This is a genomic window from Pseudomonas sp. R3-52-08 (genome assembly GCF_003851745.1).
GTDB lineage: Bacteria > Pseudomonadota > Gammaproteobacteria > Pseudomonadales > Pseudomonadaceae > Aquipseudomonas.
This window is the reverse complement of record NZ_CP027730.1, coordinates 1,357,921-1,372,560: the sequence shown is the minus strand read 5'-3', so window position 1 is coordinate 1,372,560 and position 14,640 is coordinate 1,357,921. Positions and strand designations below refer to the sequence as shown.

The window sequence follows — 14,640 nt, the reverse complement described above, 5'->3', positions numbered from 1 at the left end:
GTCTTACGTAAGTAGGTCAGCGGGCATACATGCCCCACCAGAACACATGGCCGAGGATGCTGATCTGCTCATCCTGGATATCCTGGAAGCTGTAGTCCTCGTCGGGGTGCTCGTCACGATTGAAACTGCGCAGACGAATCCCGGACGGCAGGCGGTAGAGCTGTTTCACCCGCAGCTGGCCATTATGATTGATGGCGTACAGGTCACCATCGACAATGTCGCCAATCCCGCTCTTGCCGGCATTCACCCCCACCGTCGCGCCATCGCGCAGCACCGGCAACATGCTGTTGCCACGTACCGTCACGCATTTGGCCTGGTCGAACTGCACGCCGTTATGCCGCAGGCTGCGCTTTCCAAAGCGCAGGCTGGCCTTCTCGCTTTCCTCGATGACGAATCTTCCTGATCCAGCAGCCAATTCAACCTCACGCAGAAAGGGGATCGACACCTCGTCATCATTAACGGGGGTGTCGTCGTCCCACAGGCTTATGTCCTTGAGTTCCGAATGCATCGGGTCGCGCCCGTCATCACGCAAGGTACCTACCGCTGCGCGTCCGCGCAGGTGGTCGGTGCTGACGCGGAAGTATTCGGCGATGCGTGAGATGTGTTTGTCCGACGGATCAACGATCTTGCCGCTGAGGATCCGGGACAGGGTGGACTGAGGCACGCCAGTGCGCCGATGAAGCTCCGTGGGGGAGATTCGGTCGCGATCCAGCAGCTCTTTCAAGACGATAGAAACGTTGCGTTTTTGCATAACCGGAATAGTGACGAGAGTTTTTGCGGATGGCAAATGCTAATTTGCATATTTATGCATTAAACAAGCTGACTAGGCGAATCTGAAACAAAATACTGTATATACGAACAGTCAAACAGCCTCTATCATTCCGTGCGACTTCATATACCCGCAGGCGACCGGATCTAAAAAGGGCGCAGATTGACAGCCGCCCTTGCTTATCGACAATTCAGGGCCTATGTATAAACTCTGTAACAACCTAGCCAGCAACGACGGAGGTGCTCATGGCTTATTCAGCTCTAGCTGTCGCTAACGCCTTCATTGAACGCGCGAAGGAAGGCAAGCTTTCAGGCCTGACGCCGATGAAGCTGCAAAAGCTGCTGTTCTATACCCAGTCCTGGCATCTGCGCGAGCGGGATCAACCGCTTATGGATGACCACTTTGCCCGCTGGCAATATGGCCCGGTCATTCCATCGCTTTACCATGAGTTGAAATCCTACGGTAATCGCCCGGTGACGTCGCTGCTCAGCAACCTGAAGCCCGACTCCGAAGACATTGTCTTCGTTACACCGAGGGTTCCTGAGAGCGATACCTACACTCATCGTTTGATTGATCGGATCATTAATAAATACGGCAACTGGTCCGGCACTCAACTGTCCAACCTTTCCCACGAGGACGGCACAGCCTGGGCCCTCAAAGGCGCCGACGGCTCCGCCATTGACTGGGAAGACATGGCAGCACTCATTCACCCAAAGAGCCGCATCCGTGAGTGAAGAACTCGACAACCTGGAACTCACCCTGCCCCCCGTGGCAGGCCCTGACCAGGACTCCCAAGCCGGTGGCGAGCAAGCCATAGGCACCGACGATGAAAGAAACCAGAATCTGAAAGACCAGAAAGCCGAAAGGCAGCTGCGCAAGAAATATGCGGGGCGCGCCTTTTGGTTTGCTGCCTGCGGCGTGATCTTCTGGGCGGTCCTCCTCGTGTGGAATGGCTGGTCGACGTATTACTCCGGTAAAGCGCCGTTCTCGGATAACGTATTAATGGCCATCACCACCGCAACTTCGATCAATCTATTTGCGGCTTTCCTGGGTGTTATCAGAGGTTTGTTTCCTGCCAGCGGTCGCAGGGCAAAGTAAGGCTCTACAGACGGCACTTCGTGCACCTTTAATGCATCGCCGCTTTTCTTCCCGCGTATTACCTGGCCTTTTGCAAACTGCGAACCCCCGACCTCGCGTGTTAACCTTGCCGCCATCGCAAAAAATGCTGGGCCAAGCGCGCCCTTTGCCCCATCACTTTCAACGAATTTGCCTATTACCCAATGAGTAAAAACGCCTCCGATCTAACCTCCCATACCCCCATGATGCAGCAGTACTGGCGCCTGAAGAACCAGCACCCTGATCAGTTGATGTTCTATCGCATGGGCGACTTCTACGAGATCTTCTATGAGGATGCGAAGAAGGCCGCCAAGTTGCTGGATATCACCCTGACCGCGCGCGGGCAATCGGCGGGACAGTCGATTCCGATGTGTGGGATTCCTTACCATTCGTTGGAAGGTTACTTGGTCAAGCTGGTGAAGCTGGGCGAGTCGGTGGTGATCTGTGAGCAGATCGGCGATCCGGCGACCAGCAAGGGGCCGGTGGAACGCCAGGTGGTGCGCATTATTACGCCGGGGACGGTGAGTGATGAGGCGCTGCTGGATGAGCGGCGCGATAACTTGATCGCGGCTGTCCTGGGTGATGAGCGTTTGTTCGGCCTGTCGGTACTGGATATCACCAGCGGCAATTTCAGTGTGCTGGAGATTAAGGGCTGGGAGAACCTGCTGGCGGAGCTGGAACGTATCAACCCGGTGGAGTTGTTGATTCCGGACGATTGGCCCAAGGACCTGCCGGCGGAGAAGCGCCGTGGGACCAAGCGGCGCGCACCGTGGGATTTCGAGCGAGATTCGGCGCTTAAAAGCCTGTGTCAGCAATTCTCCGTGCAGGACCTCAAAGGCTTCGGTTGCGAAACCTTGACCCTGGCCATCGGCGCCGCCGGCTGCCTGCTCAGCTATGCCAAGGAAACCCAGCGCACGGCCCTGCCGCACTTGCGCAGCCTGCGGCATGAGCGTCTGGACGATACCGTGGTACTCGATGGCGCCAGCCGTCGCAACCTGGAACTGGATACCAACTTGTCGGGCGGGCGTGACAATACGCTGCAATCGGTGGTCGACCGCTGCCAGACCGCCATGGGCAGCCGCTTGCTGACCCGCTGGCTGAACCGCCCGCTGCGGGATTTGAGCGTGCTTCAAGCGCGTCAGTCTTCCATTACCTGCCTGCTGGACGGCTATCGCTTTGAAAAGCTGCAGCCGCAACTCAAAGAAATTGGCGATATAGAGCGCATCCTGGCGCGAATCGGCCTACGCAACGCGCGTCCACGTGACCTGGCGCGCCTGCGCGATGCCCTCGGTGCCCTGCCGCAATTGCAGGCGGCGATGACCGAGCTGGACACTGCGCACCTGCAACAGTTGGCCGTCACCGCTGGCACTTATCCGGATCTCGCGGCCCTGCTGGAAAAGGCCATTATTGACAACCCGCCGGCGATCATCCGGGATGGCGGTGTTCTGAAGACGGGTTACGACAGTGAACTGGATGAGCTGCAATCGCTGAGCGAAAACGCCGGGCAGTTCCTGATTGACCTGGAGGCGCGCGAAAAAGCCCGCACCGGACTGGCTAATCTGAAGGTCGGTTACAACCGGGTGCACGGCTATTTTATCGAGTTGCCGAGCAAGCAGGCCGAGTCGGCGCCTATCGATTATCAACGTCGCCAGACCCTCAAGGGCGCCGAGCGGTTTATCACTCCAGAGCTTAAAGCCTTCGAAGACAAGGCGCTGTCAGCCAAAAGCCGCGCCCTGGCGCGGGAAAAAATGCTCTATGAAGCCTTGCTTGAAGACTTGATCAGCCGCCTGGCACCGCTACAAGACACCGCAGCCGCCCTGGCGGAGCTGGATGTGCTGAGCAACCTCGCGGAGCGTGCGCTGAACCTGGATCTGAACTGCCCACGGTTTGTCAGCGAACCGTGCATGCGTATCGTGCAAGGGCGCCATCCGGTGGTCGAGCAGGTTCTGACCACGCCGTTCGTCGCCAACGACCTGTCGCTGGACGACGACACCCGCATGCTGGTGATTACCGGTCCGAACATGGGCGGTAAATCCACCTATATGCGCCAGACCGCATTGATCGTGCTGCTGGCCCACATCGGCAGCTTCGTGCCGGCGGCCAGTTGCGAGCTGTCCCTGGTGGACCGGATTTTCACCCGGATCGGTTCCAGTGATGACCTGGCCGGTGGGCGCTCGACGTTCATGGTGGAAATGAGCGAGACCGCCAACATTCTGCATAACGCCACCGAGCGTAGCCTGGTGCTGATGGACGAAGTCGGGCGCGGCACCAGCACGTTCGACGGCCTGTCGCTGGCATGGGCGGCGGCCGAACGCCTGGCTCATTTGCGCGCGTATACGTTGTTTGCTACCCACTACTTCGAACTGACCGTGTTACCGGAAAGCGAGCCGCTGGTAGCCAACGTGCACCTCAATGCCACCGAGCACAACGAGCGCATCGTGTTCCTGCACCATGTGCTGCCGGGCCCGGCGAGCCAGAGTTATGGTTTGGCGGTCGCACAATTGGCCGGTGTGCCCAATGATGTGATCACCCGTGCCCGCGAGCACCTCAGCCGCCTCGAAACCACGGCCCTGCCCCATGAAACGGTCGTCGCCAGCCCAGCCAAGGCCAGCAAGAAATCCGCCGTGCCGCACCAGAGCGATATGTTCGCCAGCCTGCCCCATCCGGTACTCGATGAGTTGGCTAAGCTCGACGTGGATGACTTGACCCCACGCAAAGCGCTCGAAATGTTATATGCACTGAAGACTCGGATATAACGCTGACGCTTGCAAGCTGGTAGACTCTCGCGCGGTTTGGGATGCTGCGGGCTATGAGCCTGGCCTGCAGACTATCGCTCCCGAACCTCGCGAGCCCTGCCACACAGGGTTTCGCTGCCGCCGCCTGAGGAGAAAATTAGAAATGACCTTCGTCGTCACCGACAACTGCATCAAGTGCAAGTACACCGACTGCGTAGAAGTGTGTCCGGTGGACTGCTTCTACGAAGGCCCGAATTTCCTGGTCATTCACCCGGACGAGTGCATTGACTGCGCCCTGTGTGAACCAGAATGCCCGGCCGTTGCGATTTTCTCCGAGGACGAAGTCCCGGCAGAGATGCAGGAATTTATTCAGTTGAACGTCGAGCTGGCAGAGATTTGGCCGAACATCACTGAACGCAAAGATCCGATGCCCGATGCAGCGGAGTGGGACGGCAAAAAAGGTAAGATTGCACAGCTCGAACGCTGATAGCGTCACCGTCCCAAAAGGCCCCTTGCGGGCCTTTTTGCGTTTCTACGTAGCCGGTTTCACTTTTCTACAGGCGAAAAAAGGGGCGGTATGACCCGCCCACATTTTTTCCCTAGTCCCTGTATTCCTTTTTCATCGTCCTGATGAGTCGCATCCTGCGACATTCCTTCAAACCATCATTCCTTGATGGCCGTGCCAATCCGTGGACACAGGGCTGATGTTAGAGAATCCAAAAATAAGTTCAACGGGATCCAACTCGGCAACTGCAGGGCGTAGGCGTTCAATTACGGATTAATAACTGTTTTATTTCAATCAGTTAGAAACATCGCTCACAGATTCGAGACGCTCACACCCTGTAAAAAAACCGAATACCTACAAAAAAGTAAGCGAATGCTTACACAGGTTACTGCGGAAAAAGCGTAACGAGCTGACAGGGTAACGTTCCTACGCAAGGTTCAGTCGTCGCTGACCGTGATCGTCGGCATCGCTGGAGCAACCGCTTCCTGCAGCACTATCCGCGCGCCCACATGGCGGGCCAACTCCTGGTAGACCATGGCAATCTGCCCATCGGGCTCGGCAGCCACAGTGGGCTTGCCGCCATCGGCCTGTTCACGAATGGCCATCGACAGCGGCAACGAGGCCAGCAGTTCGACGCCGTATTGAGTCGCCAGCTTCTCGCCACCACCCTCACCGAACAGATGCTCGGCATGGCCGCAATTGGAGCAGATGTGAACGGCCATGTTTTCCACCACACCCAGCACCGGGATGTTGACCTTGCGGAACATTTCCACGCCTTTCTTCGCGTCCAGCAGTGCCAGGTCCTGAGGCGTGGTGACGATCACCGAGCCGGCCACCGGGACTTTCTGCGCCAGGGTCAGCTGGATATCGCCAGTACCGGGCGGCATGTCGATTACCAGGTAGTCCAAATCGCCCCAGGCGGTCTGGGTGACCAGTTGCAGCAACGCACCGGAGACCATCGGCCCGCGCCAGACCATCGGCGTGTTGTCATCGGTCAGAAAAGCCATGGACATGACCTCCACGCCCAGGGACTCGATCGGCACAAACCATTTCTGGTCCTTGACCTTCGGCCGTGTACCTTCGGCGATGCCGAACATCACACCCTGGCTCGGACCATAGATATCGGCGTCGAGGATGCCCACGCGCGCGCCTTCGCGGGCCAGGGCCAGGGCCAGGTTGGCGGCGGTGGTGGATTTGCCCACACCGCCCTTGCCCGACGCCACGGCGATCACATTCTTGACGTTGGCCAGGCCAGGGATCTGCGCCTGGGCCTTGTGCGGCGCGATCACGCACTGGATATCGACCTTGGCCGAGCGCACGCCATCGAGGCCTTCGATGGCTATTTGCAACATCTGCGCCCATCCGCTTTTGAACAGGCCAGCGGCATAGCCCAGTTCCAACCGGACCGATACCTGGTCACCCTGGACCTCGATAGCCCGTACACAGCCGGCACTGACCGGGTCCTGGTTCAAATAGGGGTCGGTGTACTGGCGAAGAACGGCTTCCACCGCTGCGCGATTGACGGCGCTCATGGGCAACTCCTGAAAAAAGACTGACTGAAACAGGCGGCTATCCTAACCGTTCCAGGCCGCCAGCGGCATGCTTTCGCAGGGATGGAAAATTCTGAAACAGCACCACGGGGTGAAATAAATTTCCCGGCGCTTTATAGTGGCCGACCTCCGTTTCATCAAGTAGCCGAGCCCCATGTCCGAGCCACGCAAGATCCTCGTCACCAGCGCCCTGCCCTATGCCAATGGTTCCATCCATCTTGGCCATATGCTTGAGTACATCCAGACCGATATGTGGGTGCGCTTCCAGAAGCATCGCGGCAATCAATGCATTTACGTCTGCGCGGACGACGCCCACGGTTCGGCCATCATGTTGCGCGCCGAAAAGGAAGGCATCACCCCGGAACAACTGATCGCCAATGTGCAGGCTGAACACAGCGCCGACTTTGCCGAGTTCCTGGTGGATTTCGACAACTTCCATTCGACCCACTCCGACGAAAATCGTGAGCTTTCGAGCCAGATCTACCTGCGATTGAAGGAAGCCGGGCACATCGACCAGCGGTCGGTCACCCAGTACTTCGATCCGGAAAAGAAAATGTTCCTGGCCGACCGCTTCATCAAGGGCACCTGCCCGAAATGCGGCACCGCAGACCAGTACGGCGACAACTGCGAAAAATGCGGCGCGACTTATGCCCCGACTGACTTGAAGGATCCGAAGTCGGCCATCTCCGGCGCCACCCCGGTGCTCAAGGATTCCCAGCACTTCTTCTTCAAGCTTCCGGATTTCCAGCAGATGCTGCAAACCTGGACGCGCAGCGGCACCCTGCAGGACGCCGTGGCCAACAAGCTCGCCGAATGGCTCGACAGCGGCTTGCAGCAGTGGGACATCTCCCGCGATGCGCCGTACTTCGGCTTTGAAATCCCGGGCGAGCCGGGCAAGTACTTCTACGTGTGGCTGGATGCGCCGATCGGCTACATGGCCAGCTTCAAGAACCTCTGCGACCGCACGCCAGAGCTGGACTTCGATGCGTTCTGGGACAAGGACTCCACCGCCGAGCTGTACCACTTCATCGGCAAGGACATCGTCAACTTCCACGCACTGTTCTGGCCGGCGATGCTCGAAGGTTCGGGCTTTCGCAAGCCGACCGGCATTGCCGTGCACGGCTACCTGACGGTGAATGGGCAGAAGATGTCCAAGTCCCGTGGCACCTTTATCAAGGCGCGCACCTATCTGGACCACCTGTCGCCGGAGTATCTGCGTTACTACTATGCATCCAAGCTGGGCCGTGGCGTCGACGACCTCGACCTGAACCTGGAAGACTTCGTCCAGAAGGTCAACTCGGATCTGGTCGGCAAGGTCGTCAATATCGCCAGCCGTTGTGCCGGGTTCATCCACAAGGGAAATGCGGGGGTACTGGTCGCTGAAAATGCCGCTCCGGAACTGACCGATGCGTTCCTGGCCGCCGCGCCGAGCATCGCCGACGCCTATGAAGCCCGTGACTTTGCCCGTGCAATGCGCGAAATCATGGGCCTGGCTGACCGTGCCAATGCCTGGATTGCGGACAAGGCACCCTGGTCGCTGAACAAGCAGGAAGGCAAAGAGGCCGAGGTTCAGGCGATCTGCGCCACCGGCATCAACCTGTTCCGTCAGTTGGTGATCTTCCTCAAGCCGGTGCTGCCACTGCTGGCCGCCGACGCAGAAGCGTTCCTCAACGTCGCGCCACTGACCTGGAATGACCACGCCACGCTGCTCAGCAACCATCAGTTGAACGCGTTCAAGCCCCTGATGACCCGCATCGACCCGGTGAAAGTCCAGGCCATGACCGACGCTTCGAAAGAAGACCTGGTCGCCAGCCAGACGGATACAGGCTCGACTGCGCCCGCAGGTAATGGCGAGCTGGCCAAGGACCCTATTTCCGATGAAATCGAGTTCGACACCTTTGCCGCCGTGGACCTGCGCGTTGCACTGATCGTCAAGGCCGAAGCCGTGGAAGGTGCCGACAAGCTGCTGCGCCTGACCCTGGATTTGGGCGGCGAGCGACGCAATGTGTTCTCCGGCATCAAGAGCGCTTACCCTGACCCGTCCGAGCTCGATGGCCGCCTGACCATGATGGTCGCCAACCTCAAGCCACGGAAAATGAAGTTCGGCATATCTGAAGGCATGGTGATGGCGGCTGGCCCTGGCGGCGAAGAAATCTACCTGCTGAGCCCGGACAGCGGCGCCAAGCCGGGTCAACGCATCAAGTAACCCCTGCAAGATGCCCTGGCGCTTCGGCGCCGGGGCTTTTCAGCCTGCCTGCACCGGTGGGCCTGGCGTCAACGCTATGATCAAAGCATGAACCTCATTCAACGTATCGACGCGCTGCTACCGCAGACTCAATGCGGCAAGTGCGGGCACCCGGGCTGCAAGCCTTACGCCGAAGGCATCGCCAACGGCGAGGCAATCAACAAGTGCCCACCCGGAGGCCAGGAAACCATCGCTGGGCTCGCGCAATTGCTGCGTGTGCCAGTGCTGGCCCTGGATACCAGCCGTGGAGACGCGCCGGCGCAGATCGCCTATATCCGTGAGGCCGAATGCATCGGTTGCACCAAATGCATCCAGGCTTGCCCGGTGGACGCCATCGTGGGCGCCGCCAAGTTGATGCATACGGTAATTATCGACGAGTGCACCGGTTGCGACCTGTGTGTAGCGCCCTGCCCTGTCGACTGCATCGAGCTGCGCCCACTCGCTGACGTCTTGCCTATCGTAGGCGGCCTGGCGGGCAGCGATCACGAACGGCACGAACGTGGCCTCAAACGCGACCGCGCTCGGCGGCGTTTCGAACAGCGCAACGCGCGCCTGCAACGTGAGGAAGCCTGCAAGCTCGCCGAGCGCCTGGCGCGGGCCAAACGCACGGCCCCCGTGGCAGCGGCACAAGCTGATCCCCACCAGGCCGTTCAGGATGCCGCGATCAAGCAAGCCAAAATCAATCTCGCCATGAGCCGTGCTCAACTGCACAAGTCCCTGAAGGCGTTTGGGCATCCGCCGACCTTTGAGCAGCAGTCGCAATTGATTGTCCTGCAAAGGCAGTTCGAAGCCTCGGAGCAGGCGCTTGCCGCGCTGGAAGGCAACAGCCCGCCAACGCTGCCGACCACCCAGGGCCCTGAGCTCAAACGCGCCAAGATTCAACTGGCGATGCGCCGGGCCGAGTTGAAAAAGGCCCAGGATCAACAGGCTGATGAACAACAACTGGCCAGCCTGAGCGCCGCGCTGAACGCCGCCGAGCAGACGCTGCATGATGCCGAGGCCGACGCCACCGGCAACACCTGACCCACAGCTGATGCTGCACTGTGTATTGCTACAATCCCGTCGACCGCCTGCAAGGAAACGTCCGCCCCTATGAACGCTGCAAAACGCCTGGAAATTTTCCGCAGGTTTCACGAAGACAATCCGGAACCTAAGACTGAGCTGGCGTACTCCTCGCCGTTCGAGCTGTTGATCGCGGTGATCCTGTCGGCCCAATCCACCGACGTTGGCGTCAACAAGGCCACGGCCAAGCTATTCCCGGTGGCCAATACGCCAGAGGCTATTTATGCCTTGGGTGTGGAGGGATTATCGGAGTACATCAAGACCATCGGCTTGTACAACAGCAAGGCCAAGAACGTGATCGAAACGTGCCGCCTGCTCATGGAGCTACACGCCAGCGAAGTGCCGCAAACCCGGGAAGCCCTGGAAGCGCTGCCCGGAGTCGGGCGCAAGACCGCTAACGTGGTGCTCAACACCGCATTCCGCCAACTCACCATGGCGGTGGACACCCATATTTTTCGCGTCAGCAACCGAACCGGCATCGCTCGCGGCAAGAATGTGGTCGAGGTCGAAAAACAACTGATGAAATTCGTGCCCAAGCCTTATCTGCTCGATTCACACCATTGGCTGATTCTTCACGGGCGCTATGTTTGCCAGGCGCGCAAGCCTCGATGTGGCAGCTGCAGGATCGAAGATTTATGCGAATACAAGCACAAGACATCCGACGATTGAGGGTTCCGGGGTTTTCTCTATCCATCGATTGAAAAAATCTTTTTTACCCGTTCGTGGATTATCGCTATAAGGGGCGCCAACGGCAGTCTTAGCCTGGAGTGAACCTATGAGCACTGGCAAAGAACAAATCGAAGTTGATGACGACCTGGTGGAGCTGGAAGACGATGAGGCGCCAGCGCCCGTCGCAGAGGTAGCCAAGACCAATTTGAGCAAACGCCGGACTATCGACAATCTTCTGGAAGAGCGACGCTTGCAGAAACAGTTGGCCGATTACGACTTCGATCTTTGACCCTCTGGCAGACGGTCGGAAGCCTCCCTGACGGAGGCTTTTTTGTGCCGGTTGTTACAGGAACGTCAGAGCGGCGGAGCGCCCTGCTCACACCAAGCCATTGCGTTGGGCCAGTTCTATCAAGTCGACCAGGGAGCGGGCATTGAGCTTCAATAACAGGCGCGTCTTGTAGGTGCTGACGGTCTTGTTGCTGAGGAACATGCCATCGGCGATTTCCTTATTGGTTTTGCCACGGGCCAGTTGCTGGAGCACCATCATTTCCCGCCCCGACAAACGTTCAACCATGTCAGCTTCACTGGTGTTGCCCATCGTGGAGCGTACCGAATTGAGCGCCTGGTTCGGGAAATAGCTGTAGCCGGAAAGCACTGCCTTGATGGCGCTCAGCAACTCGGTCAAGTCCTGCTGCTTGCACACGTAGCCGGCAGCCCCGGCCTGCATGCAGCGCATGGAAAAATGACCAGGTGCCTGGGACGTCAGCACCAGTACCTTGAACGATACGGCTTGCTTGGTTGAAGCTAACCGACAAATAACTTCAAGGCCATCGAGCTTGGGTATTCCAATATCCAGTATGACAATGTCCGGCATATGTTCCCGCGCAAGTTGTAACGCATCGACACCGTTATCAGTCTCGGCAACGACCTCATAACCATGACGCTCCATTAGCATGCGCACAGCAAGCCGAATGACGGGATGATCATCCACGATCAGCACTTTATTCATGAGAAAGTCCAATTTCGCTGTTCGAATTATTTAGAGAAAGCACAATAGCCTAGTCATCTGCTAGTTGGCATAGCGTCCCCCCCCGAGCAACAGTAGGCAGAGACCCAACCCACAGCAAGATAGGAATTAACCTACAAAAATTCGCCAACTTTGAGGTATTCGGCTTTATGGAGCCTTTCAGACCTTTCTCTGCTCGTACATATTTTGAGTGAAATATCCTCATCCCCGTGCGTACGCGGTAAACGTGGCGCACACGTCTTTCAGGAAATGCCCCTTGTATGACGCCGCAACGTAAACGAAGGGCTAAAAAAACCGCACCAGCTTCAGTTCCATTTAACATATTTTTACACACTCCATTTTCCTACAGAAAATTCCATAAATTACATATCAATTGCTCCTACATGAGTGAAAATTCTGTAAGACATAGTTCCTATTCAGATGTAAAAAACCTTTCCTTGGAGAAGTAAAATGCTGAAATTAAAAAAACATCTGCATGGATTTGAAGCAGAATCCTTAAACAAACACTAAACGTTTGTAAACGTCGTACCTCAATTAATGCCCGTATGGGTATATTCAGGACAAAAAAAAGCCCCTTGCATAAGGGGCCTTTTCAGGACAAGCGAAACACTCAGAACAACTTGCGGCCTTTGTTGGCCGCGATGCGCATGCGCAAGGCGTTCAACTTGATGAAGCCCGCTGCATCCGCCTGATTGTAGGCACCGCCATCTTCCTCGAAGGTAGCGATGTTAGCGTCGAACAGTGATTCATCAGACTTGCGACCGGTCACGATCACATTGCCCTTGTACAGCTTCAGGCGCACGACACCGTTCACATGAGCCTGGGAGGCGTCGATCATCTGCTGCAGCATCAGACGCTCAGGGCTCCACCAGTAACCGGTGTAGATCAGGCTGGCGTACTTGGGCATCAGCTCATCTTTGAGGTGGGCCACTTCACGGTCCAGGGTAATGGACTCGATGGCGCGGTGAGCGCGCAGCATGATAGTGCCACCCGGTGTTTCATAGCAGCCGCGGGACTTCATGCCCACGTAACGGTTCTCGACGATGTCGAGACGGCCGATACCGTGTTCACCACCGATACGGTTCAAGGTTGCCAGTACGGTGGCTGGGGTCATCTCGACACCATCCAGCGCGACGATATCGCCGTTGCGGTAGGTCAGTTCCAGATACTGCGGCTTGTCTGGAGCGTTCTCCGGGGAGACGGTCCATTTCCACATGTCTTCTTCGTGCTCGGTCCAGGTGTCTTCCAGCACGCCGCCTTCATAGGAGATGTGCAGCAGGTTGGCATCCATCGAGTACGGGGACTTCTTCTTGCCGTGACGCTCGATCGGGATCGCGTGCTTTTCAGCGTAATCCATCAGCTTTTCACGGGACAGCAGGTCCCATTCACGCCAAGGTGCGATCACTTTCACGCCAGGCTTGAGGGCATAAGCACCCAGTTCGAAACGCACCTGGTCGTTGCCCTTGCCGGTGGCGCCGTGGGAAATGGCATCAGCGCCGGTTTCGTTGGCGATTTCGATCAGGCGCTTGGCGATCAGCGGACGGGCGATGGAGGTACCGAGCAGGTACTCGCCTTCGTAGACAGTATTGGCGCGAAACATCGGGTAGACGAAATCGCGGACGAACTCTTCGCGCAGGTCGTCAATGTAGATCTCTTTCACGCCCATGGCTTGCGCCTTGGCACGTGCAGGTTCGACCTCTTCGCCCTGACCCAGGTCAGCGGTGAAGGTCACCACTTCACAGTTATAAGTATCCTGCAGCCACTTGAGGATCACCGAAGTGTCCAGGCCGCCGGAATACGCGAGAACGACCTTGTTTACGTCGGCCATGCCATCACTCCACGGGGTTGTACGGAAAGGCGACGATTCTACCGATCAAAACCGTGAAATTACAGGGGCGCGACAGCAAATGAAGATAAAGCGACAGATTATGTCGAACGCGCGACCGATGGTCGCACGTTATGAGGTCGCTGCGGGGTTACTGGGTGCGGTTGCCTGGGGCGCCGGTTTCTCGGGCGCTGCCACGCGCTCGAGCTGCACGTTGACCCGACGGTTGCGGGCGCGGTTCGCGGCATTGGTGTTGGGCGCCAAGGGGTAGCTTTCGCCGTGGAAGCGCAGGGTGATCTGCGACTCCTGGATGCCATTGGCCTTGAAGTAGTCCATCACCGCCAAGGCGCGGCGTCGCGAGACATCGCGGTTGGTCAAGCGGTTGCCGCTGTTATCCGAATGGCCGTTCAACTCGATATGGTTGACGGTGGGGTCGGCTTTCATGAACGCGACAATCACCGACAGCTTCTTCTTGGCCGCAGCATCCAGCTCGATGCCACCACCGGGGAAGCCGACTTCCGTCTGCTTGACCTGATCGTAATTCATCGGCAACAGCTTGGTAGTACACAGCTGATAGTCGGTGTAGGCCTTGTTGAATTTCACCGGCAGCAGGCGAATCTCCGAGTAACCACCCTCGCGACCGTAATGTCGCACGGTCGGGCTGCGTCCTTCGAGCAAGCCGGTGAACAACCGCCCGGCCTGGGCCTGGGAGCTGTTAAACAGCACATCACCACTGCCGACGCGTACCGCACCGAGGTTGATATCGCCGCGGCCCGGTTGCCAGGGCGCGGCGGCGGCCAGTAACGTGGCAGAGCCGGCACCAAGCGAACCGTTATAGGCTTTCAGACGAAATGTCGCCTGCTCACCCGCCCGGCGCACGAACTCACCCGAGCCGAAATCGGTGATCGGCTGGGTCAGTCGGCACTCGAACTGATCGCCCTCCACCTTCCACTCAATATTCTCCAGACGTGTCTGGAACGTGAGGGCCATCGCGGGCAGGCTGGCGAACACACTGAGCAGGGCTAGATAATGCTGGCGCACGGGAGGCTCCACTGGTTTCTACAACACTTCAAAGCGTCATACATCGTTAAGGCATACCCAGAGCTATCGGTCGCATCCTGCAAAACTTGATAGCGA

General features: G+C 57.8%; 13 protein-coding genes. 8 read left to right on the top strand and 5 right to left on the bottom strand.

Going from position 1 to position 14,640, the window contains the following annotated elements; genetic code table 11:
* Positions 1 to 16: 16 nt before the first annotated feature.
* Positions 17 to 751 carry an XRE family transcriptional regulator gene (locus C4J91_RS06195; protein ID WP_124361528.1) on the bottom strand — a complete coding sequence of 245 codons (735 nt, stop codon included), beginning with the start codon at positions 749 to 751 and terminating at the stop codon, positions 17 to 19.
* 263 nt (positions 752 to 1,014) lie between these two features.
* Between C4J91_RS06195 and C4J91_RS06190 the strand changes: the two genes are divergently transcribed.
* The 4 genes from C4J91_RS06190 to fdxA all read left to right on the top strand — a co-directional run bounded on the left by C4J91_RS06190 (position 1,015) and on the right by fdxA (position 5,107).
* On the top strand, positions 1,015 to 1,503 hold the full coding sequence (locus tag C4J91_RS06190) for a Panacea domain-containing protein (protein WP_124361527.1): 489 nt from the start codon (positions 1,015 to 1,017) through the stop codon (positions 1,501 to 1,503).
* Positions 1,496 to 1,867: a hypothetical protein gene (locus tag C4J91_RS06185; RefSeq protein WP_124361526.1), complete on the top strand. Its 372-nt coding sequence runs from the start codon at positions 1,496 to 1,498 to the stop codon at positions 1,865 to 1,867. Before C4J91_RS06190 ends, C4J91_RS06185 begins: the two co-directional genes overlap by 8 nt.
* Positions 1,868 to 2,049: 182 nt before the next feature.
* Positions 2,050 to 4,641 (top strand): DNA mismatch repair protein MutS, encoded by a 2,592-nt coding sequence (gene mutS / locus C4J91_RS06180; RefSeq protein ID WP_124361525.1) that lies wholly within the window; start codon positions 2,050 to 2,052, stop codon positions 4,639 to 4,641.
* 142 nt (positions 4,642 to 4,783) lie between these two features.
* Positions 4,784 to 5,107 (top strand): ferredoxin FdxA, encoded by a 324-nt coding sequence (gene fdxA, locus C4J91_RS06175; RefSeq protein ID WP_124361524.1) that lies wholly within the window; start codon positions 4,784 to 4,786, stop codon positions 5,105 to 5,107.
* Positions 5,108 to 5,562: 455 nt separating this feature from the next.
* Here fdxA and apbC read toward each other — a convergent pair whose 3' ends face one another.
* The gene (gene apbC, locus C4J91_RS06170) at positions 5,563 to 6,657 is read right to left on the bottom strand and encodes an iron-sulfur cluster carrier protein ApbC (protein WP_124361523.1); all 1,095 of its coding nucleotides are present in this window, start codon (positions 6,655 to 6,657) and stop codon (positions 5,563 to 5,565) included.
* Positions 6,658 to 6,829: 172 nt separating this feature from the next.
* Here apbC and metG point away from each other — a divergent pair, with 172 nt between their 5' ends.
* The 4 genes from metG (at position 6,830) to C4J91_RS06150 (ending at position 10,940) form a co-directional block, all read left to right on the top strand.
* Positions 6,830 to 8,881 carry a methionine--tRNA ligase gene (gene metG / locus C4J91_RS06165; protein WP_124361522.1) on the top strand — a complete coding sequence of 684 codons (2,052 nt, stop codon included), beginning with the start codon at positions 6,830 to 6,832 and terminating at the stop codon, positions 8,879 to 8,881.
* 87 nt (positions 8,882 to 8,968) lie between these two features.
* A complete protein-coding gene (rsxB, locus tag C4J91_RS06160; protein WP_124361521.1) occupies positions 8,969 to 9,943 on the top strand; it encodes an electron transport complex subunit RsxB in 975 nt (324 codons plus the stop codon).
* Between the two features lie 69 nt (positions 9,944 to 10,012).
* Positions 10,013 to 10,651: an endonuclease III gene (gene nth / locus C4J91_RS06155; RefSeq protein WP_124361520.1), complete on the top strand. Its 639-nt coding sequence runs from the start codon at positions 10,013 to 10,015 to the stop codon at positions 10,649 to 10,651.
* Positions 10,652 to 10,757: 106 nt separating this feature from the next.
* On the top strand, positions 10,758 to 10,940 hold the full coding sequence (locus tag C4J91_RS06150) for a PA3496 family putative envelope integrity protein (protein WP_124361519.1): 183 nt from the start codon (positions 10,758 to 10,760) through the stop codon (positions 10,938 to 10,940).
* Positions 10,941 to 11,027: 87 nt separating this feature from the next.
* Here the strand turns inward: C4J91_RS06150 and C4J91_RS06145 are convergent, their stop codons facing one another.
* The 3 genes from C4J91_RS06145 to C4J91_RS06135 all read right to left on the bottom strand — a co-directional run bounded on the left by C4J91_RS06145 (position 11,028) and on the right by C4J91_RS06135 (position 14,544).
* Positions 11,028 to 11,660: a response regulator transcription factor gene (locus tag C4J91_RS06145; protein ID WP_124361518.1), complete on the bottom strand. Its 633-nt coding sequence runs from the start codon at positions 11,658 to 11,660 to the stop codon at positions 11,028 to 11,030.
* 628 nt (positions 11,661 to 12,288) lie between these two features.
* Positions 12,289 to 13,506 (bottom strand): argininosuccinate synthase, encoded by a 1,218-nt coding sequence (locus tag C4J91_RS06140; RefSeq protein WP_065886002.1) that lies wholly within the window; start codon positions 13,504 to 13,506, stop codon positions 12,289 to 12,291.
* Positions 13,507 to 13,635: 129 nt separating this feature from the next.
* Positions 13,636 to 14,544: an OmpA family protein gene (locus tag C4J91_RS06135; protein ID WP_124361517.1), complete on the bottom strand. Its 909-nt coding sequence runs from the start codon at positions 14,542 to 14,544 to the stop codon at positions 13,636 to 13,638.
* Positions 14,545 to 14,640 lie beyond the last annotated feature (96 nt).

Bases quoted from the DNA above. Each gene is read 5' to 3' on its own strand.
- C4J91_RS06195 (WP_124361528.1), bottom strand. From the start codon at position 751: ATGCAAAAACGCAACGTTTCTATCGTCTTGAAAGAGCTGCTGGATCGC.
- C4J91_RS06190 (WP_124361527.1), top strand. From the start codon at position 1,015: ATGGCTTATTCAGCTCTAGCTGTCGCTAACGCCTTCATTGAACGCGCG.
- mutS (WP_124361525.1), top strand. From the start codon at position 2,050: ATGAGTAAAAACGCCTCCGATCTAACCTCCCATACCCCCATGATGCAG.
- fdxA (WP_124361524.1), top strand. From the start codon at position 4,784: ATGACCTTCGTCGTCACCGACAACTGCATCAAGTGCAAGTACACCGAC.
- apbC (WP_124361523.1), bottom strand. From the start codon at position 6,657: ATGAGCGCCGTCAATCGCGCAGCGGTGGAAGCCGTTCTTCGCCAGTAC.
- metG (WP_124361522.1), top strand. From the start codon at position 6,830: ATGTCCGAGCCACGCAAGATCCTCGTCACCAGCGCCCTGCCCTATGCC.
- rsxB (WP_124361521.1), top strand. From the start codon at position 8,969: ATGAACCTCATTCAACGTATCGACGCGCTGCTACCGCAGACTCAATGC.
- nth (WP_124361520.1), top strand. From the start codon at position 10,013: ATGAACGCTGCAAAACGCCTGGAAATTTTCCGCAGGTTTCACGAAGAC.
- C4J91_RS06150 (WP_124361519.1), top strand. From the start codon at position 10,758: ATGAGCACTGGCAAAGAACAAATCGAAGTTGATGACGACCTGGTGGAG.
- C4J91_RS06145 (WP_124361518.1), bottom strand. From the start codon at position 11,660: ATGAATAAAGTGCTGATCGTGGATGATCATCCCGTCATTCGGCTTGCT.
- C4J91_RS06140 (WP_065886002.1), bottom strand. From the start codon at position 13,506: ATGGCCGACGTAAACAAGGTCGTTCTCGCGTATTCCGGCGGCCTGGAC.